The sequence below is a fragment of the Catellatospora aurea genome (assembly GCF_042663325.1).
In the GTDB taxonomy this organism is placed as follows: Bacteria; Actinomycetota; Actinomycetes; order Mycobacteriales; family Micromonosporaceae; genus Catellatospora; species Catellatospora aurea.
In genome coordinates this window covers 57,234-78,748 of sequence record NZ_JBHTAC010000034.1, presented here as the reverse complement: position 1 = coordinate 78,748, position 21,515 = coordinate 57,234, and the positions used below count along the sequence as shown (strand labels likewise).

15 protein-coding genes, 1 tRNA gene and 2 pseudogenes are annotated in these 21,515 nt (G+C 70.6%); 8 read left to right on the top strand and 10 right to left on the bottom strand.

Features of this window, described 5'->3' with window-relative positions:
* Nucleotides 1-57: 57 nt before the first annotated feature.
* The 3 genes from ACFQO7_RS26965 to ACFQO7_RS26955 all read right to left on the bottom strand — a co-directional run bounded on the left by ACFQO7_RS26965 (nt 58) and on the right by ACFQO7_RS26955 (nt 3,274).
* Nucleotides 58-885, bottom strand: coding sequence for a DNA-formamidopyrimidine glycosylase family protein (locus ACFQO7_RS26965; protein WP_376808988.1), 828 nt, complete (start codon nt 883-885; stop codon nt 58-60).
* Between the two features lie 169 nt (nt 886-1,054).
* Entirely contained in the window at nt 1,055-2,779 is a 1,725-nt protein-coding gene (ctaD, locus tag ACFQO7_RS26960) for an aa3-type cytochrome oxidase subunit I (RefSeq protein ID WP_203689164.1), read from the bottom strand.
* A gap of 204 nt (nt 2,780-2,983) precedes the next feature.
* Entirely contained in the window at nt 2,984-3,274 is a 291-nt protein-coding gene (locus tag ACFQO7_RS26955) for a hypothetical protein (RefSeq protein ID WP_376808987.1), read from the bottom strand.
* A gap of 156 nt (nt 3,275-3,430) precedes the next feature.
* On the opposite strand from ACFQO7_RS26955, the gene ACFQO7_RS26950 reads away from it, so the two are divergent.
* Together ACFQO7_RS26950 and fdhD are read left to right on the top strand one after the other, a co-directional pair.
* Nucleotides 3,431-5,653 (top strand): FdhF/YdeP family oxidoreductase, encoded by a 2,223-nt coding sequence (locus ACFQO7_RS26950; RefSeq protein ID WP_376808986.1) that lies wholly within the window; start codon nt 3,431-3,433, stop codon nt 5,651-5,653.
* Nucleotides 5,653-6,627: a formate dehydrogenase accessory sulfurtransferase FdhD gene (gene fdhD, locus ACFQO7_RS26945; protein ID WP_376808985.1), complete on the top strand. Its 975-nt coding sequence runs from the start codon at nt 5,653-5,655 to the stop codon at nt 6,625-6,627. The genes ACFQO7_RS26950 and fdhD overlap by 1 nt, the downstream gene beginning before the upstream one ends.
* Before the next feature lie 115 nt (nt 6,628-6,742).
* Here fdhD and ACFQO7_RS26940 read toward each other — a convergent pair whose 3' ends face one another.
* Nucleotides 6,743-7,540, bottom strand: a complete 798-nt coding sequence (locus tag ACFQO7_RS26940) for an NUDIX domain-containing protein (RefSeq protein ID WP_376808984.1) — start codon at nt 7,538-7,540, stop codon at nt 6,743-6,745.
* A gap of 241 nt (nt 7,541-7,781) precedes the next feature.
* Between ACFQO7_RS26940 and ACFQO7_RS26935 the strand changes: the two are divergent.
* A pseudogene (locus tag ACFQO7_RS26935) lies at nt 7,782-8,414 on the top strand (sensor histidine kinase); the annotation flags it as partial.
* 131 nt (nt 8,415-8,545) lie between these two features.
* The gene (lysS, locus tag ACFQO7_RS26930; protein ID WP_376808983.1) at nt 8,546-10,270 is read left to right on the top strand and encodes a lysine--tRNA ligase; all 1,725 of its coding nucleotides are present in this window, start codon (nt 8,546-8,548) and stop codon (nt 10,268-10,270) included.
* Nucleotides 10,271-10,431: 161 nt separating this feature from the next.
* Here lysS and ACFQO7_RS26925 read toward each other — a convergent pair whose 3' ends face one another.
* On the bottom strand, nt 10,432-11,160 hold the full coding sequence (locus ACFQO7_RS26925) for a tyrosine-protein phosphatase (RefSeq protein ID WP_376808982.1): 729 nt from the start codon (nt 11,158-11,160) through the stop codon (nt 10,432-10,434).
* A 157-nt stretch (nt 11,161-11,317) separates the two neighbouring features.
* Between ACFQO7_RS26925 and ACFQO7_RS26920 the strand changes: the two genes are divergently transcribed.
* From ACFQO7_RS26920 to ACFQO7_RS26910, 3 genes are all read left to right on the top strand, one after another.
* Nucleotides 11,318-13,525, top strand: coding sequence for a terpene synthase family protein (locus tag ACFQO7_RS26920; RefSeq protein ID WP_376808981.1), 2,208 nt, complete (start codon nt 11,318-11,320; stop codon nt 13,523-13,525).
* A 254-nt stretch (nt 13,526-13,779) separates the two neighbouring features.
* Nucleotides 13,780-14,316, top strand: coding sequence for a hypothetical protein (locus tag ACFQO7_RS26915; protein WP_376808980.1), 537 nt, complete (start codon nt 13,780-13,782; stop codon nt 14,314-14,316).
* A 149-nt stretch (nt 14,317-14,465) separates the two neighbouring features.
* The gene (locus tag ACFQO7_RS26910) at nt 14,466-15,065 is read left to right on the top strand and encodes a DUF4097 family beta strand repeat-containing protein (RefSeq protein WP_376808979.1); all 600 of its coding nucleotides are present in this window, start codon (nt 14,466-14,468) and stop codon (nt 15,063-15,065) included.
* Nucleotides 15,066-15,108: 43 nt separating this feature from the next.
* Here the strand turns inward: ACFQO7_RS26910 and ACFQO7_RS26905 are convergent, their stop codons facing one another.
* Nucleotides 15,109-18,234, bottom strand: coding sequence for an AfsR/SARP family transcriptional regulator (locus ACFQO7_RS26905; protein ID WP_376808978.1), 3,126 nt, complete (start codon nt 18,232-18,234; stop codon nt 15,109-15,111).
* A gap of 118 nt (nt 18,235-18,352) precedes the next feature.
* Here ACFQO7_RS26905 and ACFQO7_RS26900 point away from each other — a divergent pair, with 118 nt between their 5' ends.
* Entirely contained in the window at nt 18,353-18,559 is a 207-nt protein-coding gene (locus tag ACFQO7_RS26900) for a type II toxin-antitoxin system Phd/YefM family antitoxin (protein WP_376808977.1), read from the top strand.
* Between the two features lie 115 nt (nt 18,560-18,674).
* On the opposite strand, the pseudogene ACFQO7_RS26895 reads toward ACFQO7_RS26900, so the two are convergent.
* The 4 genes and pseudogenes from ACFQO7_RS26895 to ACFQO7_RS26880 all read right to left on the bottom strand — a co-directional run bounded on the left by ACFQO7_RS26895 (nt 18,675) and on the right by ACFQO7_RS26880 (nt 21,385).
* Nucleotides 18,675-19,424, bottom strand: a pseudogene (locus tag ACFQO7_RS26895) (class I SAM-dependent methyltransferase).
* Nucleotides 19,425-19,668: 244 nt separating this feature from the next.
* Entirely contained in the window at nt 19,669-20,226 is a 558-nt protein-coding gene (locus ACFQO7_RS26890; protein ID WP_376808976.1) for a hypothetical protein, read from the bottom strand.
* A gap of 205 nt (nt 20,227-20,431) precedes the next feature.
* Entirely contained in the window at nt 20,432-21,163 is a 732-nt protein-coding gene (locus ACFQO7_RS26885; RefSeq protein WP_376808975.1) for a DUF6193 family natural product biosynthesis protein, read from the bottom strand.
* A 149-nt stretch (nt 21,164-21,312) separates the two neighbouring features.
* Nucleotides 21,313-21,385: transfer RNA gene (locus tag ACFQO7_RS26880), tRNA-Ala, on the bottom strand.
* Nucleotides 21,386-21,515 lie beyond the last annotated feature (130 nt).

Genomic DNA, 21,515 nt, shown 5'->3' with positions numbered 1-21,515 from the left:
AGCTTCGCTATTTCCGCAGGCCCGCCCTCACCGCCGGCTTAACTTCCCGGCATTGCGCTATGCGTTGTGGAAGGTGCCCTTCCTAACAAGGTTGGCGGGTTCGGGCTGGCAGCGGGGGCACCAGTAGGTGATGCGCTCGCTGTCGCCGTCCCGCTTGCTGATCGGGCCGTTGCAGCGGCGGCAGGGCTGGGCGCGGCGGCCGTACACGTAGCTGGTCTCGCCCCGGTGCAGCGAGCCGGTGGTGGACTGGGTCCAGCGGCCCCGGTTGGCCGCCAGCAGCCGCTGCCCGAGGGTCACCATGCCCGGCAGGTCCGGCACGTCGCCGACCGGCGTCCACGGCCACACGCCGCGCAGGAACAACAGCTCGCACCGGTAGAGGTTGCCGATCCCGGCGAGGTTGCGCTGGTCGAGCAGCGCATCGCTGATGGGGCGGGCGGGGTCGGCCGCCAGCCGCCGTACCGCCTCCTCGGGGTCCCAGTCGGGCCCGAGCAGGTCCGGGCCGAGGTGGCCGACCAGCTCCGGCTCCCGCGCGGTCGGCACGAGTTTGAGGTCGTGCAGGTGGTAGCCGACGGCGACGGACTTCGCGGTGCGCAGCACGACCCGGATCAGGAACGCGGGGCGGGCGGTCCAGCGCTCATCGGGGGCGTACACCCGCCAGGCGCCCTCCATCCGCAGGTGTGAGTGCAGCGTCAGCTCGCGGTGCTGGGGCGAGACCACGCGCAGCAGCAGGTGCTTGCCCCGGCTCAGCGAGTCGGCCACCCGGTAGCCGGCCAGGTCGACGGTGGCCAGGTGCGGCACGCGGAAGTCCGACCCGGTCAGCTCCGCACCCTCCAGCCCGTCCCGCAGCAGCTTGGCGGTGTTCCAGACGGTGTCCCCTTCCGGCATGGCTCCATCCTGCCCCAGCCACCCTCAGGCGGTCCCGCCGCACCGGCGATCATGAAGTTATGGCAGCGACACACCGTCGAGCCGTGCCATAAGTTCATGATCAACGCGGTGAAAAGGCCGGGGCCCGGCCGCGTGGTGCGGACCGGGCCCCGGCGTGGGCTGGTGGTGGCTAGACCTCGTGGTCGCCGCCGTGGCGGCCGTGGGAGTAGCTGGGGGCCTCGATGACCGGGGCCTTGGTGCCCGTGCTGACGGCCAGGTGGGGGAACTTGGCGTCGAAGGCGGGGCGCTCCGAGCGGATGCGGGGCATGCGGTCGAAGTTGCGCAGCGGCGGCGGGCAGCTGGTCGCCCACTCCAGGGAGTTGCCGTGGCCCCACGGGTCGTCGACGGTCACGAGCGGGCCGGTGCGATACGACTTCCACACGTTGTAGAGGAACGGCAGCGTGGAGGCGCCCAGGATGAACGCGCCGACGGTGGAGAAGGCGTTCAGGAACGTGAAGCCGTCCGACGGCAGGTAGTCGGCGTACCGGCGGGGCATGCCCTCGGCGCCCAGCCAGTGCTGCACCAGGAAGGTCCAGTTGAAGCCGATCACGGTCAGCCAGAAGTGCACCTTGCCGAGCTTCTCGTCGAGCATCCGGCCGAACATCTTCGGGAACCAGAAGTACACGCCGGAGTACACCGCGAACACGATGGTGCCGAAGAGCACGTAGTGGAAGTGCGCGACGACGAAGTACGAGTCCGAGACGTGGAAGTCGATCGGCGGGCTGGCCAGCAGCACGCCCGACAGGCCGCCGAATAGGAAGATCGCAAGGAAGCCGATGGCGAACAGCATCGGTGTCTCGAACGTTATCTGCCCTCGCCACATGGTGCCGATCCAGTTGAAGAACTTCATACCGGTGGGCACGGCGATCAGGAAGCTGAGGAACGAGAAGAACGGCAGCAGCACCTGGCCGGTGGCGAACATGTGGTGCGCCCACACGCTCATCGACAGGGCGGCGATCAGCAGGGTCGCGGCGACCAGACCGGTGTAACCGAAGATCGGCTTGCGGCTGAAGACCGGGATGACCTCGGAGATGATGCCGAAGAACGGCAGCGCGACGATGTACACCTCAGGGTGGCCGAAGAACCAGAAGAGGTGCTGCCACAGCATGGGCCCGCCGGTGGCGGGGTCGAACACGTGCGCGCCGAGGCGGCGGTCGGCCAGCAGGGCCAGCAGCGCGGCGGCCAGCAGCGGGAAGACCATGATGACGAGCAGGCTGGTGACCAGGATGTTCCAGGTCATGATCGACATGCGGAACATCGTCATGCCGGGCGCGCGCAGGGTCAGGATCGTCGTGATCATGTTGACGGCGCCGAGGATGGTGCCCAGACCCGACAGCACCAGGCCGGCGATCCACATGTCCGCGCCGATGCCGGGCGAGTTGATCGCGTCGTTCAGCGGCGCGTACGCGAACCAGCCGAAGTCGGCGGCGCCGCCCGGCGTGATGAACCCGGCGGTAGCCAGGCTCGCGCCGAACAGGTAGAGCCAGTAGGCGAAGGAGTTCAGCCGCGGGAACGACACGTCCGGCGCGCCGATCTGGATCGGCACCACGAAGTTCGCGAACGCGAACACGATCGGCGTCGCGAAGAACAGCAGCATGATCGTGCCGTGCATCGTGAACAGCTGGTTGTACTGCTCCGGGGAGAGGTACTGCATCCCCGGCGCGGCCAGCTCGGCGCGCATGAGCAGCGCCATCAGGCCGCCGATCAGGAAGAACACGAAGGCGGTGACCATGTACATGATCCCGATCTGCTTCGCATCCGTGGTGCGCAGCAGGCGCGCGATCGCGGAACCCTTGACCTGCTTGCGCACGGGGTAGGGCCGGGTCGCGATCGGCTGCGGTGCGACGGTGGTCACGTCTGGCCTCCTGTAGCTGGCCCGGCTGCTCGCGGCGCCCCACTCTCGCGCCGCCACCCGGATTGATCATTCGAGGCGTACCTCGGAGGCAGAATAATCCTTCGCAGGCGGCCCCGGAGCACGGGGTGCCCAGGCGCGCCGAGGCATCTATACGAATGGCCCGGCATTCTCATGCCGGGCCATTCGTATTGGACGGTGCGCAGCTCAGCGTGTTCCGGCCGACGCGCCGAGGTTGAACTCGATCGCACCGGCCGCGACGGCGCCCAGCGCGAGCAGGATCACGCCCCAGCCGATGAGCCGGTCGGCCGCGTTGATGCGGTGCAGCCAGCGCGAGAACCTGTTGCCGTTGGTGGCGGCGGTCCCGCCCAGCGGGTCCGTTCCGGCCGCGGCGCCGGCCGGGTCGGGGGTGAGCGTCTTGACCACGGTGACCGTTGCTCCGGCCAGGACGAGCAGGGTGCCCAGCACGGCCAGCAGGCCGGCGATCCAATCCTTCATGATCATCCTCCCCAGCAGGGATGTCGCCGGTCGGGGTGCCGGCGAACGACTCAGGTTAGACCTGCACCACACTCGGCGACGCACCGCGGACGTGAGATCGTTTGAGGTATGGCGAAGAAGCCCTCACGCGACGATGTCGGTGACCGGAATCTCACTGTGCGCGGCCCCAAGGCCGCCGCGGCGGGTCTGCCCGGGGTGAAGCACGGCCTGGCGGCCGCCGTCAACCAGATGGGCGTCCGCCGCACCGCGCTCACCCTGCTCAAGGTGAACCAGGCCGGCGGCTTCGACTGCCCCGGCTGCGCCTGGCCCGAGCCCTCGCCGGAGCACCGCGCACACGCCGAGTTCTGTGAGAACGGCGCCAAGGCGGTGGCCGAGGAGGCCACCCTGCGCCGGGTCACGCCCGAGTTCTTCGCCGCGCACGCCGTCGCCGAGCTGGCCGGGCGCAGCGACTACTGGCTCGGCCAGCAGGGCCGGCTGACCACGCCGATGGTCAAGCACCCGGGCGCGACGCACTTCCGGCCGCTGGGCTGGGCGCAGGCGTTCGCGCTGGCCGCCGAGCACCTCAAGGCGATCGAGCCGGACCAGGCGCTGTTCTACACCTCCGGGCGCACCTCGAACGAAGCCGCGTTCCTCTACCAGCTGTTCGCGCGGGCGTACGGGACCAACAACCTGCCCGACTGCAGCAACATGTGCCACGAGTCGTCGGGCGTGGCGCTGGGCGCGACCATCGGCATGGGCAAGGGCTCGGTCACCCTCGACGACATCCACGACGCCAAGTTGATCGTGGTGGTCGGCCAGAACCCCGGCACCAACCACCCGCGCATGCTCACCGCCTTGGAGAAGGCCAAGCAGCGCGGCGCGAAGATCATCTCGATCAACCCGCTGCCCGAGGCCGGGCTGATGCGGTTCAAGAACCCGCAGAAGGCCTCCGGCCTCGTCGGCTCCGGCACCGCGCTGGCCGACCTGCACCTGCCCATCCGGGTCGGCGGCGACCTGGCCCTGTTCCAGGCGATCGGGGCGAAGCTGGTCGAGTGGGGAGCCGTCGATGAGGCGTTCGTCACGGCGTACACCTCGGGGTTCGAGGCTTATGCCGCCGCGGTGCGCGAGGTGGACGCGGACCTGGTGGCCCGCGCGACCGGCCTGAGTGCGGAAGAGATCGAGGCGGCGGCGCGTCTGTTCGCCGCGTCCGAGGCGACCGTGGTCTGCTGGGCCATGGGCCTCACCCAGGGGCGCGACGCCGTCGCGACGATCCGGGAAGTCGTCAACGTGCAGCTGCTGCGCGGCATGATCGGCAAACCGGGCGCGGGCCTGTGCCCGGTGCGCGGGCACTCCAACGTGCAGGGCGACCGGACCATGGGCATCTGGCACGAGCCGCCGACGTGGCTCGGCAAGCTGGGCGAGCGGCTCGGTGTCGCCATGCCGACCGGCCGCGGGCACGACACCGTCGAGGCGATCCGGGCCATGCGCGACGGCCACGCGAAGGTGTTCGTCGCGGTCGGCGGCAACTTCGCCGCGGCCAGCCCCGACACCGACGTCACCGAGGCGGCGCTGCGCCGCTGCACGCTGACCGTGCACGTGTCCACCAAGCTCAACCGCTCGCACGTGGTCACCGCCGACGAGCAGACCGTCCTGATCATGCCCACGCTGGGCCGCACCGAGCGGGACACCCAGGCCGCCGGGGACCAGTTCGTCACCGTCGAGGACTCGATGTCGAACGTGCACGCCTCGCGAGGCCGCCTCGACCCGGCCTCGCCCATGCTGCTCTCCGAGGTCGCCATCGTGTGCGGGCTGGCCCGCGCGGTGCTGCCGGAGTCGACGATCCCGTGGGAGTCGTACGCGCAGGACTACCGGGCGATCCGGGCGCTGATCGAGCAGACCGTGCCCGGCTTCGACGGCTTCGAGGCGAAGGTGCGCACCCCGGCCGGGTTCACCCTGCCGCACCCGCCCCGCGACAGCCGCAGCTTCCCCACCCCGGACGGCAGGGCGCGGTTCACCGTCAGCCCGCTCGAGGTGCTGACCGTGCCCCCGGGCCGCCTGCTGCTGCAGACCCTGCGCAGCCACGACCAGTACAACACCACCATCTACGGCCTCGACGACCGTTACCGCGGCGTCAAGGCCGGCCGGCGGGTGGTCTTCGTCAACCCCGACGACCTGACCGAACTCGGCATCGCCGACGGCTCGACGGTGGACCTGATCTCGGAGTGGGCCGACGGGGAGCGGCGCGCGCCGTCGTTCCGCGTCATCGCGTACCCGACGGTGCGCGGCTGCGCCGCCGCCTACTTCCCCGAGGCGAACGTGCTGGTGCCGCTGGACTCCACGGCGGCCGGGTCGAACACGCCGACCTCGAAGCAGATCATCGTCCGGCTGCGGCCCGTCTGATGGGCCGGGCCAGCGACCGCAGGCAGGTGACCCGGATCGACCTCGGCGGGTCGGCTCCCGTACGCCGCCAGGACACCCTGGCCGCCGAGGAACCCCTGGAGATCCGGGTCGGCCACCGCCGCGGCCCCCGCCCGCCGCTCGCCGTCACCATGCGCACCCCCGGCGACGAACTCGACCTGGCCCTCGGCTTCCTCCTGACGGAAGGCGTCATCACCCGCCCCACCGACATCCTCACCGCCCAGCTCTGCGCCGGCGCGGCTGAAAGGAAGGGCATCGTCGGCTCGCGTCAGCGAGACGAGCAGGAGCTCAGCCAAACCACATACGTAGAGGAAGGGCGCCTTCTTAACATCGGCGGTGTCGGGGCCGCGGAGGTCGACGACGAGGAGTCCACGCCGCCGGCGAACACGTACAACGTCGTCGACGTCGTGCTCGCCGACCGCGTCGCGCCGCCGGCCGCCGGAACGGAGCGCAACTTCTACACCACCTCCTCGTGCGGCGTATGCGGCAAGGCCAGCATCGACGCCATCCGCACCCGCTCCCCGCACGACGTGGCCGCCGACCCGGTCACCGTCGACGCCCGCACCCTGACCCTGCTCCCCGACCGGCTCCGGGCCGCCCAGCGCACCTTCGAGCGCACCGGCGGGCTGCACGCGGCGGGCCTGTTCACGCCCGGCGGCGAGCTGATCGGGGTACGCGAGGACGTGGGCCGGCACAACGCGGTCGACAAGCTCATCGGCATGCAGCTGCGGGCCGGGCGGCTGCCGCTGGCCGGGCACGTGCTGCTGGTGTCCGGCCGGGCCAGTTTCGAGCTGACCCAGAAGGCGTGGATGGCCGGGATCAGCGTGCTGGCGGCGGTGTCCGCGCCGAGCACGCTCGCCGTCGACCTGGCCGCCGAGGCGGGCATGACGCTGGTCGGCTTCCTGCGCGGCCAGACCATGAACGTGTACGCGGGCCCGCAGCGCATCACCGCCTGACGCTCCGCCCCCACCGCACCGGAGCGAATATTCGCAGCTCACGGCGTAGCCCGAGTTAAGAAGGTGCCCTTCCTCTACATATTGGTTTGGAAGGTGCCCTTCCTTCGCCGGGTCGTCAGGGGCGGAGGGCGTGGGAGTGGTGGTAGTCGCCGTCGGGGGTGATGAGCCAGCTGTGGAGGGGGGTGTCGGCGACCAGGGCGGTGGTGGCGGTCAGGCGGCACAGGTGGGTGGCGAGTTCCAGTTCGCTGACGCCGGTGGCGCGGGCGAGCGAGTCGCCGGCGCTGAGTTCGCAGCCGTAGCCGGGGTCGCCGGCGTCGGGGTTGATCCAGACCGTGGCGCGCACGTCGGCGGCGGCCATCAGGTCCTCGGCGGTGCCGGTGAAGACCTCCGCCGGGTCCAGGCCGTACGCCTCGTGCAGGGCCTGGCGCAGGGACTCCGCCGGGGTGCCGGACGCGAAGGACACGCTGTAGCTCGCCCGGCCGTCCTGGGCGGCCTGCCACACCTGGTCGATCGCCGTCATCAGGTAGGCCGCCACCCCTTCGGGCTGCATGTTCAGGTCCCCGATGGCCTCGGCCGTGAACGGCACCCGCACCACGTCGTACGTGCCCTTGGCCGGGTCGCCGAACTCCGCGCCGTAGCGGCTCGCGACGTCCATCGAGACGAGTTTGCAGGCGAACAGGTGCTGGCGCTGCCAGAGGCCGTCCTCGCGCCGCGTGTCGACGAAGGTCAGCGGCACCGGCGCGGTCACCACCGCACACAGCTCCTCGTCGAGTTCCCGGTAGAGCGCGGCCAGCAGGTTCGCGTCGCCGCGGTCCACGCCGCCGCCGGGCGTCGCCCAGTAGCGCCGCGGCACGCCGGGGCGGGTCCGTTCGAACAGGATCATGTCGTCGCCGTCGAGGAGCACGGCACGCACACGATGACGGTCGGGCACGGCAACCATGTCTCCAGCGTCGCTGCCCGTGACGCCTTTGTCGACCGGAAGCCCGATACCGCCGCCCGTCCGGGGACCGCAAGAAACGTGATTGAGTCTCGCCAAGCACGCGCTGTGCTGGTATATGTGATTGGCCGTAACCCCGGGTCACAGGAAAGTGGTCATCATGGTGAGCTCAGCCGACCCCACCGCGGGGGAGGAAGAGACGATCAACATGCTGTTCCACCTCTCCCGGCGCTCGCAGGCGATGGTCGACCGGCTGATCAGCTGCCTGGACCGCATGGAGCAGGTGGAACCGGACGCCGACCGCATGAAGGACGTCTTCGAACTCGACTTCCTCGCCATCCGGATGCGCCGCAACGACGAGAGCCTGCTGGTGCTCGCCGGGGGCGAGTCGGCCCGGATCCGGCGGGAGCCGGTCAGCCTGGTCGACGTGCTGCACGGGGCCCGGTCCGAGGTCGAGGACTACCGCCGGATCGAGTTCGGCGTGATCGACGAGAGCCTGGCCGTGGTGGCCCCGGCCGTGAACGACCTGGTGCACCTGCTGGCGGAGCTGTTCGACAACGCGGCCGCGTTCTCCCCGCCGGACAGCACGGTGCTGGTCGAGGCGCGCCGGGTGGCCGACCGGGCGGTGCTGCTCATCGAGGACCGGGGCATCGGCATCGGCACGGAGCGGCTGCGCGAGCTGAACCACCGGCTGGCCCACCCGAGCCCGATCACCGCCGCGACGTGCCGCCAGATGGGCATCGAGGTGGTCAGCCGCCTCGCCCAGCGCCACGAGATGCGCGTCGAGCTGGAGCCCGCGGGCGACCGCGGCATCGCCGCCTCCGTGGTCCTGCCCGCCCACGCCCTGGTCAACTGACCCGCCGCGCCGCGCGCGGCCCGATTCGGGCCGCGGATCACGGTGGGTAGGGGCGTCGGAAAACTCGCTGGGCCGATCCGGGAGAATGGGCCCAGTTCGCTTTCTCTTGGAAGGACGTGCCGATCGTGGCCGCAAACCCGGAGGCCGACTGGGTCTCCCGCTTCGCTGACGAGGTCATCGCCGAGGCAGAGCGTCGCGCTCCGGGCAAACCGATCGTCTGCGCGTCCGGCCTGAGCCCGTCGGGCCCGATCCACCTGGGCAACCTGCGCGAGGTGATGACCCCGCACCTGGTCGCCGACGAGATCCGCCGCCGCGGGCACGAGGTCGTGCACATCATCAGCTGGGACGACTACGACCGCTACCGCAAGGTGCCGGCGGGCATCGACGAGTCCTGGGCCCAGCACATCGGCAAGCCGCTGACGTCGGTGCCGGCCCCGGCGGGCAGCGCGTACCCGAACTGGGCGGAGCACTTCAAGGCCTCGATGATCGAGTCGCTGGCGCAGCTGGGCGTGGAGTACCGCGGCATCAGCCAGACCGAGATGTACACCTCGGGCGCGTACACGGAGCAGATCCTGCTCGCCATGCGCGAGCGCGGCAAGATCGACGCGGTGCTGGACCGCTACCGCACCAAGGGCCGGACCGGCTCGGGCGCGGCGCGCCAGGGCAAGCTCGACGAGGACGAGGCCGCCGCGGCGCAGGAGGCCGCCGAGGGCTCCGGCGCGGCCGCCGAGGACGACGGCACCGGCGCGACGGGCTACTTCCCGTACAAGCCGTACTGCTCGGTCTGCGACCGCGACCTGACGACGGTCGTGGCGTACGACGACGAGTCGACCGAGCTGACCTACACCTGCCAGTGCGGGCACACCGAGACGGTGCTGCTGTCCGAGCACCGCCGCGGCAAGCTGGTGTGGAAGGTCGACTGGCCGATGCGCTGGGCGTACGAGGGCGTCGTCTTCGAGCCGTCCGGCGTGGACCACTCCTCCCCCGGGTCGTCGTTCCAGGTCGGCGGGCAGATCGTCGGCGAGGTGTTCGGCGGGCAGCAGCCGATCGGGCCGATGTACGCCTTCGTCGGCATCTCCGGCATGGCGAAGATGAGCAGCTCGAAGGGCGGCGTGCCGACCCCGGCCGACGCGCTGCAGATCATGGAGCCGCCGCTGCTGCGCTGGCTCTACGCGCGCCGCCGCCCGAACCAGGCGTTCAAGATCGCGTTCGACCAGGAGATCCAGCGCCTCTACGACGAGTGGGACACCCTGGGCCGCAAGGTCGCCGAGGGCGCCGCGAACGCCGCCGACACCGCCGCGCACAGCCGGGCCGTCGGCACCGCCGCGGGCCTGCTGCCGGTGACGCCGCACCCGCTGCCGTACCGCACGCTGGCCTCGATCGTGGACATCACCACCGGCGACCCGGAGCAGACCCTGCGCATCCTGCGCGACCTGGACCCGGCCGACCCGGTGGCCTCACTCGACGAGACCCGCCCGCGCCTGGACCGCGCCCAGCACTGGATCACCACCCAGGTGCCCGCCGAGCAGCGCACCCGCGTGCTCGCCGAGCCCGACGCGACCCTGCTCGGCAAGCTCGACGACGACCAGCGCGAGTCGCTGCGCCTGCTGCTGGCCGGCCTCGACGACCACTGGTCCCTGGAGGGCCTGACCACCCTGGTGTACGGCGTCCCGAAGACCCGCCTCGGCCTGCCCATGGACGTCAAGCCGACGCCCGAGCTCAAGGTCGCCCAGCGCGAGTTCTTCGCCCTGCTCTACCACCTGCTCGTAGGCCGCGACACCGGCCCCCGCCTGCCCACCCTGCTCCTTGCCGTAGGCCCCGACCAGGTCCGCAAACTCCTCACCCCCTGACCGAACCCGTCCCCGCCGGACCGGGGCATCCACTCACCGCACCCCGCTTTTCATAGACGTTGGCCTATCTCATCGAGTTTTCACGACTCGGATTCGATGAGATAGGCCAACGTCGATTACAAGGCGGGGCGGCGAGCGGCGTCACGGACGGTGGGTGGCGGTCACGACTCCAGGAGGTTGGCGCGTAGGCGGGTGATGTAGGCGTCGTCGATGCCGAGGCGCTGCTCGGCGTAGCCGCGCAGGGAGCCGTGCTGCTCACGAGCCCAGGCGAGGAACAGCGTCATCACCTCGGCCGGGGCGCGACCGTAACCGGGCCACACCGGCGGAACGCCCATCTGCGCGGTGATGTCGGCGACCAGCCCCGGCGTGGCCAGCTCGGTCAGCGCGAAGTCCTCGGCGATGACCTCGTCGGACACGTCCAGCAGGGTGAGCACCAGGGCGGCGAGCACGCCGGTGCGGTCCTTGCCGGAGGCGCAGTGGAACACCACGGGCGCGTCCTCGGCCGCGGCGATCACGTCCAGCGCCTGCCGCAGCTCCACCACCCCGTCCTGCGCGACCTCGGCGTACTTGCCCGCCAGGAACGGCCCGACCGCCACCTCCGGGCCGAGTTCCGCCTGCCGGTACGGCCGGTGCTCCACGCTGAGGTTGTGGTACGCCAGACCGTCGTGCTCGCGCACCCGCCCGCGCCGGGCGATCTCGAACGGGTACCGCAGGTCGATCACGGTCCCGACGCCCAGTTCGAGGAAACGCGCCCAGTCCCCGTCGTCCATCTTGGACAGCGCGTCGGACCGGTAGAGCCGCCCCCAGCGCACGGCTCTCCCCCCGTGTCCGGTGTATCCGCCGAGATCACGAAAGTTGAGCAGGTGGGTGAACGCGATGTGTCTCTTCACGTCAGATCACCCTACTTAAATCTCCGCAGACGGACCTCTCCGTTTCTGCCCAGCGACTGAATTCACCATCTACTCAAAACGGACGTATCCCTATAGAGTCGTGGCAGCCGCGGCCGGCACCTGCACGTCATCGCCAGGAACACGTCAGGAGACGGTGATGCAAGCGTTCGTCCTGCCCGACTTCTACCTCCCCCACCCGGCGCGGCTGAACCCGCACGAGCAGCACGCCCGGGACCACTCGAACGCCTGGGCCAAGCAGATGGGGATGCTCGACGCCCCCGGCCCGTCCGGCGAACCGGTGTGGGACCTGGAGAAGCTGAACAAGCACGACTACGCGCTGATGTGCGCGTACACCCACCCGGACTGCGACGAGGCGGCGCTGGACCTGGTCACCGACTGGTACGTCTGGGTCTTCTTCTTCGACGACCACTTCCTCGAGTCGTTCAAGTACGACCGCGACCTCGCCGGGGCACAGGAGTACCTGGACCGGCTGGAACTGTTCATGACCGAGCCCGGTCAGACGCCGCCCGAGCCGGGCAACCCGGCCGAGGCGGGGCTGGCGGACCTGTGGGCGCGCACCATCCCGCGGATGTCCGACGGGTGGCGGCGGCGCTTCGTGGCCAGCACGCACAACCTGATGGTCGAGTCGATGTGGGAGCTGGACAACATCAACCGGCACCGCATCGCCAACCCGATCGAGTACATCGAGATGCGGCGGCGGGTCGGCGGCGCGCCCTGGTCGGCGAACCTGGTCGAGTACGCCTGCGGGGCCGAGGTGCCCGACCGGCTGGCCGGCCTGCGGCCGCTGCAGGTGCTGCGGGACACCTTCGCCGACGCGGTGCACCTGCGCAACGACCTGTTCTCGTACCAGCGGGAGGTGGCCGAGGAGGGCGAGAACTCCAACGCGGTGCTGGTGCTGGAGCGGTTCCTCGACGTGCCCACCCAGCGCGCCGGGGACCTGGTCGGCGAGCTGCTCACCTCGCGCCTGCACCAGTTCGAGCACACCGCGCTGACCGAGCTGCCGGTGCTGTACGCCGAGCACGCGGTCACGCCGCCGGAGCAGCTGGCGGTGGCCCTGTACGCGAAGGGGCTGCAGGACTGGCAGGCGGGCGGGCACGAGTGGCACGCCCGGTCCAGCCGGTACACGAAGATCACGCCGCGGGCCGAGGGTCCGGCCGCGGTGCTGGCCCCGGGGCTGCCGACGCTGTTCGGGCAGTACGTCCACGTGCCGCTCGGACGGCAGCCGGGCCACCTGCCGATCCCGGTGCTGCACATGCCGTACCGCCCGCGGACCAGCCCGCACCTGGCGCGGGCCCGGCGGCAGACGGTGGCCTGGGGCCGCGAGATGGGCATGCTCGACCCGGTGCCGGGCACGGGCGTGCACGGGCTGTGGACCGAGCAGGCGCTGGCCGGGTTCGACTTCCCGCACTGCGCCGCGATGATCCACGCCGACGCGACGCCGGAGGAGCTGGAAATCTCGTCGAACTGGCTCACCTGGGGCACCTACGGCGACGACCTGTTCCCGGTGCAGTTCGGCCGCACCCGGGACTTCCTCGGGGCGAAGACCGCCAACGCCAGGCTGGCGTTGTTCATGCCGCTGGACGGGGAGCCGACACCGGAGCCGCTGACCCCGCTGGAACGCGGGCTGGCCGACCTGTGGCGGCGCACCGCCGGGCCGATGGCGCCCGGTGCGCGGGCGCGCTTCCGCCAGTCGGTCGAGGACATGACCGCGTCCTGGGTATGGGAGCTGGCCAACCAGATCCAGAACCGGGTGCCCGACCCGGTGGACTACGTGGAGATGCGCCGGGCCACGTTCGGCTCGGACATGACCATGAGCCTGTGCCGGCTCGCGCACGACGGGCTGGTGCCCGACGAGGTCTACGAGAACCGGGTGATCCAGCAGCTGGAGCACGCGGCACAGGACTACTCGTGCTTCACCAACGACCTGTTCTCCTACCAGAAGGAGATCGAATACGAGGGCGAGGTCCACAACCTGGTGTTCGTTCTGGAACGGTTCCTCGGGTGCGACCGCTTCGAGGCCCGTGACCTGGTGGCGCGGCTGATGGCCGAGCGCATGCGGCAGTTCGAGCACATCGTGTCGGTGGAGCTGCCCGCCATGTGCGACCAGCTCGGGCTGGACGAGGAGGTCCGGCGGCGGCTGACGGTGTACGCCGACCAGCTCAAGGACTGGATGTCGGGCATCCTGCGCTGGCACGAGGAGTGCGTGCGCTACTCCCCCGCCAGCATGTCGCAGCGCAGTCCGGGCATGGCCGAGCACGCTCCGGCGATTCTGCCGCTGCCGTCGGGGCTGGGCACCTCGGCGGTACGGGTGCTCGCGCTGCTGGGCGCGCCCGGCGCGAGCTGAGCCACACCCTGCGCACACTCATGGCGCCGGCCCCGGAGTGCTCCGGAGCCGGCGCCATGGTGCGCTCGGCCCCACCGGCGAGCGAATGAGCTGCGCCCGAAGCACACAATGTATCGACGTTAATAGATTGTTTCAAGTCATCACCGCATATCGATATCTGACAGTCTATCGATCTATGGCCACGCTTAGTGTATCGGTGGTTGCCGAAGCGTGACTATCGGCGACCGTCCCGTCCCCTAGATCGGAGGCCCCTGGTGGTCCGACTCGTCCGTGTCGCGCTCACCGCGATGCTGGTGCTCGGCGGCACCCTGTTCGCCGCCGCGCCCGCCAGCGCGGCGGTGCTCGACGTGCAGTGCACCTCGCCCAGCAGCACCAACACCATCACGTTCAGCCCCCCGCTGACGCTGGTGAACCAGCCCACCGTGGTGTCGCGCACCACGAACTACAAGCCGTGCCGCGCCCCGCGCTGGCCCAACCTGGTCTCCGGGTTCGAGACCAAGACGATCACCATGCTCGACGACTGCACCATGGTGCTCGGCACGCTGAACGTGAACTTCACGATCACCTGGAACACCGGCCAGACCACCACGGTCAACGCCATCCGCACCGCGTCGCTGTCCGGCACGAACCTGGTGGTGACCTTCAACGGCACCGTCACCGCCGGCCTGTTCCTCGGTAGCAACGTCAACCAGGTGTTCGTCGGCTCCGGGGTCGACCTGATCAACTGCCTCGCCGGGCGCGGCTCGGTGAAGAGCATCGTGTCGCGGGTGAACCTGACCATCTCGCACTGACACCCGCGCCGGGGCCGTGGCGGCCGCAGCCCGAACCGCCGCCACGGCCCCACCACGACAGCGCGGAGACGGCGCGGTGACAGGACGGCGGGTGACCGTGGGCGCCGAGCAGCAGCCCACCGACCCGCAGACCTCAGGAGAGCACCGCCATGCCGACCTTCGACACTCCCGCGCCGATCTCGGCGACGGTCGACATCATCCTCGGAGACATCCGCTTCGTCGCCGACGACCGCGCCGACACCGTGGTCCAGGTCGAGCCGATCGACCCCGTCCGGCAACTGGACGTCGACGCCGCCGAACATGTCGAGATCACCTTCGCCGACGGCCGGCTGCTGGTCAGGCACCCGAAGCTGCGCGCGGTTTTCACCAAGCGGCACGGCTCGGTGAGGGTGCTGGTCCGGCTGCCGGCCGGATCCGACGTACGCGGTGACACCACGCAGGGCGAGTGTGTCGTGCAGGGCGTGGTCGGCTCGTGCCGGCTGAAGACCGCGATCGGAGACCTCCGGGTGGCGCAGGCCGCGGAGGTGCGGTTGAAGACCACCGGCGGCAAGGTGGTCGTGGACCACGTGACCGGCCGGTCCGACGTCGACGCCAACGGCGACATCCGGATCCGCAGCATCGGCGGCGGCGCGTCGATCAGAAGCATCGGCGGCGACATCCGGATCGGCGAACTCGGCGGCGACATCGTCGTCCGCCGCGCCGGGGCGGATGTCGACACGCCGCTCCGAGCGGCCCGGCTCGCAGACTGACGTCGGCCGGTCGAGGGCGAACGCGTCACGACCACGGTCACGGTCAGGTGGCGAGCGTGGCCTCGGCCAGCTCCCGCCAGTCCCGCTGCCGCCCTTCGCGGATCGCCTCGGCGAACCCGCTTTCGCCGAGGCGGTGGCGGGTGTCCTCGATGATCCGGGCGGCGTCGGGCAACGAACGGTCCTGCGTGCCGCGCACGCCGTCGCTCGCCGCCAGCAGGCGTACGGCCTGCTCGGGATGTCCCTGGCGCAGCGCGAGATCCGCGATCCCGATCAGCACCTGCGCCAGCATCGGCCGGTGGCCCAGCTGCACCGCGGCCTGGAACGCGTCGGCCCTTTGGGCGCGGGCCTGATCGAGGTCGTCGACGAGGTAGCCGTGCAGGTCCCGGGTCATCACATAGAGGCCGCCCCGCTCGACGTCGAACTTCGTGCGGATCGTCGTCAGGTGTTCGCGTGCCTGGTCCGGTTCGCCGCGCCACCGGGCCAGCTGCGCCTGCGCGAACGTCAGCTCGGCCAGCGTGTCCGGCCAGGTGATCCCGTCGGCGCACCGCGACGCCTGGGCCATGGCCGCCGCGCTGGCGTGTTCGTCGCCGAGCAGCCAGTACTGCTGGGCCTGCTTCAGCCGTACGCCGACGACCTCCTCGGTCGCGCCCAGCTCGGTCAGCGCCCGGACCGCCTCCTCGTAGTGCCCACCCGCGCGGGTGAACTCGCCGCGCGCGGCGAGCCGGTCGGCCAGGAAGACCAGCGCCGACGAGGCCCCCCACCGGTCGCCCAGCGCCCGGAACTCGGCCAGCGCGATCTCGATGTCGGTGTCGACGTCGGTCTCGTCACTGCCGAGCACGAGCCGGAACCGGCCGCGGGTGAGCCTGGCCTGCGCGCGCACCCAGGGGTCGTCGGCGACGATCAGCGGCTCGAACGCGGGCAGGAAGTCCGTCGGCTCCCGCAGCATCCGCTCCAGCGGAGCGGCGAACCCGAGGATGGGATGGCGGGACCCGCTGCGCTTGGTGAACTTGTGCGCCTTCTCGATCCACTCCTGGGCCTGATATTGATCGCCGGCGGCGCCGGAGGTCACGAACAGCGTCACGATGGTGTACGCCAACGCCCGCGCCTCGTCGGACACCTCGCCCTCCAGGGCGGCCGCCGCGATGCCCAGCTCGGTGCCCTCGGCACGGTGCCCGCTCAGGAACCAGTACCAGCCCGCGGCCCCGACCAGCCGCATCGCCTCCTGGGCCCAGCCCTGCTCGATCGCCCAGCGCAGGGCCGCGCCGATGTTGTCGTGCTCGGCCTCCAGCGTGGCCAGCCAGTCCAGCTGCTCAGCCCGGCGCAGGTGCGGGTCGGCCGTCTCGGCCAGCTCGGTGACGTACGCGAGGTGTGCCCGGCGGGCCGGCTCGTCCTGCCCGGCCTCGGCGAGCCGCTGCGCCGCGTACTCGCGGATGGTGTTGAGCATCCGGTAGCGCGGCGCGCCGTCGCCGTCGGAGAGCAGCAGCGACTTCTCCGTCAGCGCGGTCAGCAGGTCGAGTGCCGGCTCCCCGTCCGCGCAGACCCGCTCGGCCGCCTCCAGGCTCACCCCGCCGGAGAACACCGACAGCCGCCGCAGCAGGTCCCGCTCGGCCTCGCTCAGCAGGTCCCAACTCCAGTCCACCACCGCGCGCAGCGTCCGGTGCCGGGCCAGCGCGGTGCGGCTGCCACCGGTCAGCAGGAGGAATCGGTCGTCGAGGCGGTCGGCGAGCTGGTCCACCGACATCGTGCGCAGCCGGGCCGCGGCCAGTTCGATCGCCAGCGGCATCCCGTCCAGCGCCCGGCAGATCCGGACCATGGTGGCCAGGGTCTGCTCGTCGGAGCCGACGTTGCGGCGTACCGCCTCGGCCCGGTCGCGCAGCAGCCGCACCGCGGGCGAGGAGCCGGCCTGCGCCGGGCTCGCGTCCGCCGCGGGCAGCGCGAGCGGCTCGACCTGCCACAGCGCCTCGCCCGTGATGCCGAGCGGCTCCCGGCTGGTGGCCACGATCCGCAACCGTCGGCACTCCCCCAGCAGCCGGTCCGCGAACGCGGAGACCTCCTCGATCATGTGCTCGCAGTTGTCCAGGACCAGCATCATCACGCGCTCCCGGAGCGCGGCGACGAGCCGGTCCATCGCGTCGCCACCCGATCCCCCGCCGATGGACTGGTCACGCAGCCCCAGCGCGGTCAGCGTGGCCTGCGCCGGCTCGCTGCCCGCCCGCAGCGGGGCCAGCTCCACCAACCAGACCCCGTCCGGCAGATCACCGAGCATCGTCCGGGCGCTCTCCGTGGCCAGCCGCGTCTTGCCGGAACCGCCCGCCCCCGTCAAGGTGACCAGCCGATGCCTGGCCGCCAGCGCGGCCACCTCCGCGACCTCGTCCTCCTTGCCGACGAACGTGGTCAGCTCGGCGCGCAGGTTCGTCCTGCGGTTCTCCGCCCGGCCACCGATCTCGCCGCGCAGCAGCGCGGTGTGCAGCGCCGACAGCTCCGCCGACGGGTCCACCCCCAGCTCGTCGGCGAGCCGCTCGGACAGCTGCTGGTATGCCGTCAGCGCCTCCGCGCCCCGGCCCGCCTCGGCGAGCGCGCGCATCAACGCCGCGACCAGGCCCTCCCGCAGCGGGTATCGCGCCACCAGGTCGGTCAGCTCGGACACCAGATCCGCACCGCCGCCGAGACGGACCTCCAGGTCGACCCGGTCCCCGAGCACGGCGAGATGGCGCTCGACCAGCCCCGAGACCGCGGCGTCGAACGTCCTGCTGCCCTGCAGCGCGATGCCGTCCATGGGCGCCCCGCGCCACAGGGCCAGCGCCGAGCGCAGCAGCTCCACCCGCTCCCGGTCGTCGGCGGCGGTGCGGGCCGCGGCGACGAGGCGCTCGAACCGGCTCACGTCCACGGCATCCGGGTCGACGGACAGCTGGTAACCGCCGGGCTTGGCCTCGACCACCCCGTCCGGCAGCACCTTGCGCAGCCGGGAGACCAGGACCTGCAGGGCGTTCACCGCGTCGGCCGGCGGTTCCTCGCCCCAGATCCAGTCGACCAGCCGCGCGCGGGCGACGATCCGGCCGGGTTCGAGCGCGAGCGCCGCCAGCAACGCGCGCAGCCGCGCGCCGGGCACCTCCACGGCGGTCCCGTCAGCGGCCTGGACTTCGAACGACCCGAGCATCCCGATACGCACCGGGCAATCTTGCCGCATTTCCGGCTGTTGATCTATGCCGCGATTTCCGTGCGGACCGCCTCGCTGTTGCACCCCGTCGGCTATCCAAAGCACGGCGTCTTGTACGTACCCTTTATGCGTGAGAGACGGACACATGCCGACGAAGGCGAACTCCGGATCGCGGGCACCTGGTGCCGACGAGGTGGTCGTCGCCTCGCTGGACGACGACCAGCCCGTTAACGAGGCCGCGCATATGCTCCGCAGCCCCGAGAACGCGCGGCGGCTGCTGTCGGCCATCGACCGGCTGGAAAGTGGCAGCGGCGCGGTGCCGGGCCTCACCGACTGAGGTTGGTGCTGCCGCGGAAACCAGCACCCAGCCAAAGAGAAACGCCCAGGTCTACTGGCCTGGGCGCTTCTTCGGTGGACCCGATGCGGCACAACCCGAACCGTGTTCCTGCTGCTCATGAAGCGTTGAGGCCCAGTTCAGCGGCTACGCTTGTGTCCCCACGCACGGCGATCAGGTGCAGCAGGGCGGCGACATGCCGATACGGGTCGGTCCGTCCGGCCTTCTCCTCGGAGCCTACGATGACGTCCAAGGTCGCCTCGTCGGGAAGCGGCTCGTCGGATGCGGCCATATCGGTGAACACCCGAACCCCGTACCACTGCGGCACGGACAGTTGCCGCCGGGCCAGTTCAGCTGTCAGATCCGCCAATCGGTCGGCACGGGCGTCGACCCCGATCCGGTTCCGGTACGCAGCCCCGTCGAACGCCTTGGCGACTGCGTCCCAGTCGCCCAGCAACCCGGGGCGCATCGCCAGGGCATCACCGTTGCGGACCAGCAGTGACACCATCCCGCCCGGAGCTACGACCTGCGCGATGGCGTCCAGCAGTGGACCGGGGTCCAGGAAGTACATGAGAACGCCCTGACACAGCACCGCGTCGAAGCTCGCCGGCGCGAAGAGTTCGCCGATCTTCTGGGCGTCGCCTCGGACAAGCCGCACCCGGTCGCCGACTTCGGCGGGCTATGCCAGCAGCGAGGCCCGGAACTCATCGAGAAGCCGATCCGAGGAATCCAGCCCGGTGACCAAGCGCCCCCGACGGGCCAGCAGACGAGCCTGCGTGCCCTGACCACAGCCGATGTCGAGCACACATCGCCGCGGCAGGTCCGGCAGGTGATCCGCGACCTGTCGTGCGACGACCTCTTGCCGCACCACCTGCCGTAGCGTGCCCAACCTTGCCCGCCACCGTTCCTCGCCCACCGCGAAGCTGACGCTCACGTCGCCCCTCCTGTGCTCGCGCGATCGACGCGTAGCGTATCCAGGTCGCCGCGCGAGGGCGGACCCGTCGGCCGAGCATGGCCGCGGCGCGGATCGCGAGGGACGAGACGGCGAGGTCAGCCAACCAAGCGCAGCCGGAATGCGGCAACCAGCACCCAGCCGGTCGGGGAGCTGGCGACTAGCTGGACTGCCTGGCGACGCCCGCCAGTTCCCGAATCATGCTGATCAGCTCTGCGGCGCGTGGACCACGTTCCCTCAGCACCGTCTTGAGATGTTCCTGAGCGTTGCTCCCAGCGAACTGCATACTCGGCGCTCTCGCCGGCAACACGATGCCCACATACGCGCGCCGCTCGTCAGTGGTCTCCACCAGCGCACCTTCTGCGTCGATACCCCACGAGTGCTGCCGCCAGAGCCCGTCGTCGGACAACGCATAACCCGTGCCGATCGAGTCGATCGTTCGGTCGATCCAGAGCATGGCGACGTTGCGATGACACTCGCCGACATCACCCTGTACGCGGCGCACAACCGTTCCGAAGGCAGATCCACGGGCAAGCAACTCGTCAAGATCGGACTCAGGAATGACCGGTGGGACGACCAGTGAGCCCCCGAACGACAGCAGAGCCCGGCACCATGCCCGCCAACGGCGCCCGTAATCGGCGCTCGCCTCGGCGTGGGAGTCGACTCGGGCGCGATACAGCGGCAGCAGACGCTCGCGTTCTTCGCTGGGTAACGACACCGGCAGAGGCTACAGCAGCACTGGTCTGCATGATCACCCGATCTGCCGGGGTTGCTTCGGTGGGCCAAGGGACTCGAACATGGCGGTCGGCACCCCGACTCACCGCCCTTGAACGAGCTTGCTGAAATATCAGCGCGCGACGCCAGTGTTCAGCCGCTCTTCTCGATCATGAGGGACCGCACCATGCCGGCGACCCGGCCGACAGTCATTCCTCGTACGAGTACGCCCCCGCCACCGCAGCACCGAGGCCCGACGGGAGCAGATCGCCCGCGATCCGCACCGCCTCCTCGGCCGTGGCCACCTCAGCGGCGAACGGACCCGTCCAGTTCCCGCGAACTCTGAACATCGAACTCCTCGACACGCTGAGGCACACGACGTCGGGTGAGAAGGGGAAGCCGGTGGTGGTTGAGAAGCGAAGCTCCCAATGGCTCGTGTACGGGTAGAGCCGCCGCAACCGCGGCTCCGCATGGGCAGCCGTGATGAGCGCCCGGTAATCCGGCCAGTCCGCCTCATCCGCGTCCCGCAGGAGCCACTCCCACTCCCCCGTCACGACGTGCTCCGGCCCCGACTCAGCGGCTTCGCCACGAGCCGTCACCTCGACGAACGGAGCTGCACGCTGAATCTCGCGCAAAGTCGCGCCATCGCTCCAGGCCAGTGCAGCCTTGACGACCTCGGCCAGGTCGGTCGTGCTTCCGGAGATCGTCGAGATGCCCTGACTCCATCCGTTGACGCTCCAGACGCGCTTTGCGGCTCCCGCGCTGACACCGAGCGGCCGACGATGCGGCGCGGCGCTGGCGATAGTCGCGTTGAACAGCGACTGCCGCTCGTCAGCCACGACGGCCACGGATACCCCGGAAGCGGTGGCGACCGCCTGAAGCGCGGCCGCGAGGCTCCCGTGTGCCGCCACGTCGGCATACAGCTCGGAGGATGCGTTCACGCTGGCAGTCTGCCGTAGCTCGCCTGCCGTCGCTTACCCCTCCCCCGGTTGGCCGAAGGCGAAGAGAAGTGGCACGGCTGTGGCACGACAAAGATCACTGCCCAGACAAAGCGAAACGCCCAGGTCTTCTGACCTGGGCGTTTCTTCGGTGGAGCCGAGGGGACTCGAACCCCTGACCCCCACACTGCCAGTGTGGTGCGCTACCAGCTGCGCCACGGCCCCTTGTTCCTGGTAAGTCCCCGTTTGACGTTTCCGCCGCCCGGGCACCTGCGAAATATTACACGGCCCCGCCCCCCGCGCAAAAACGGGTATCCCCGCGAGTTGACCAGGCGGTGCACGCCACACCCACCGG

Excerpts from the sequence above, each read along its gene's own strand:
- ACFQO7_RS26965 (WP_376808988.1), bottom strand. The coding sequence starts at position 885 with ATGCCGGAAGGGGACACCGTCTGGAACACCGCCAAGCTGCTGCGGGAC.
- ACFQO7_RS26955 (WP_376808987.1), bottom strand. The coding sequence starts at position 3,274 with ATGAAGGATTGGATCGCCGGCCTGCTGGCCGTGCTGGGCACCCTGCTC.
- fdhD (WP_376808985.1), top strand. The coding sequence starts at position 5,653 with ATGGGCCGGGCCAGCGACCGCAGGCAGGTGACCCGGATCGACCTCGGC.
- ACFQO7_RS26920 (WP_376808981.1), top strand. The coding sequence starts at position 11,318 with ATGCAAGCGTTCGTCCTGCCCGACTTCTACCTCCCCCACCCGGCGCGG.
- ACFQO7_RS26910 (WP_376808979.1), top strand. The coding sequence starts at position 14,466 with ATGCCGACCTTCGACACTCCCGCGCCGATCTCGGCGACGGTCGACATC.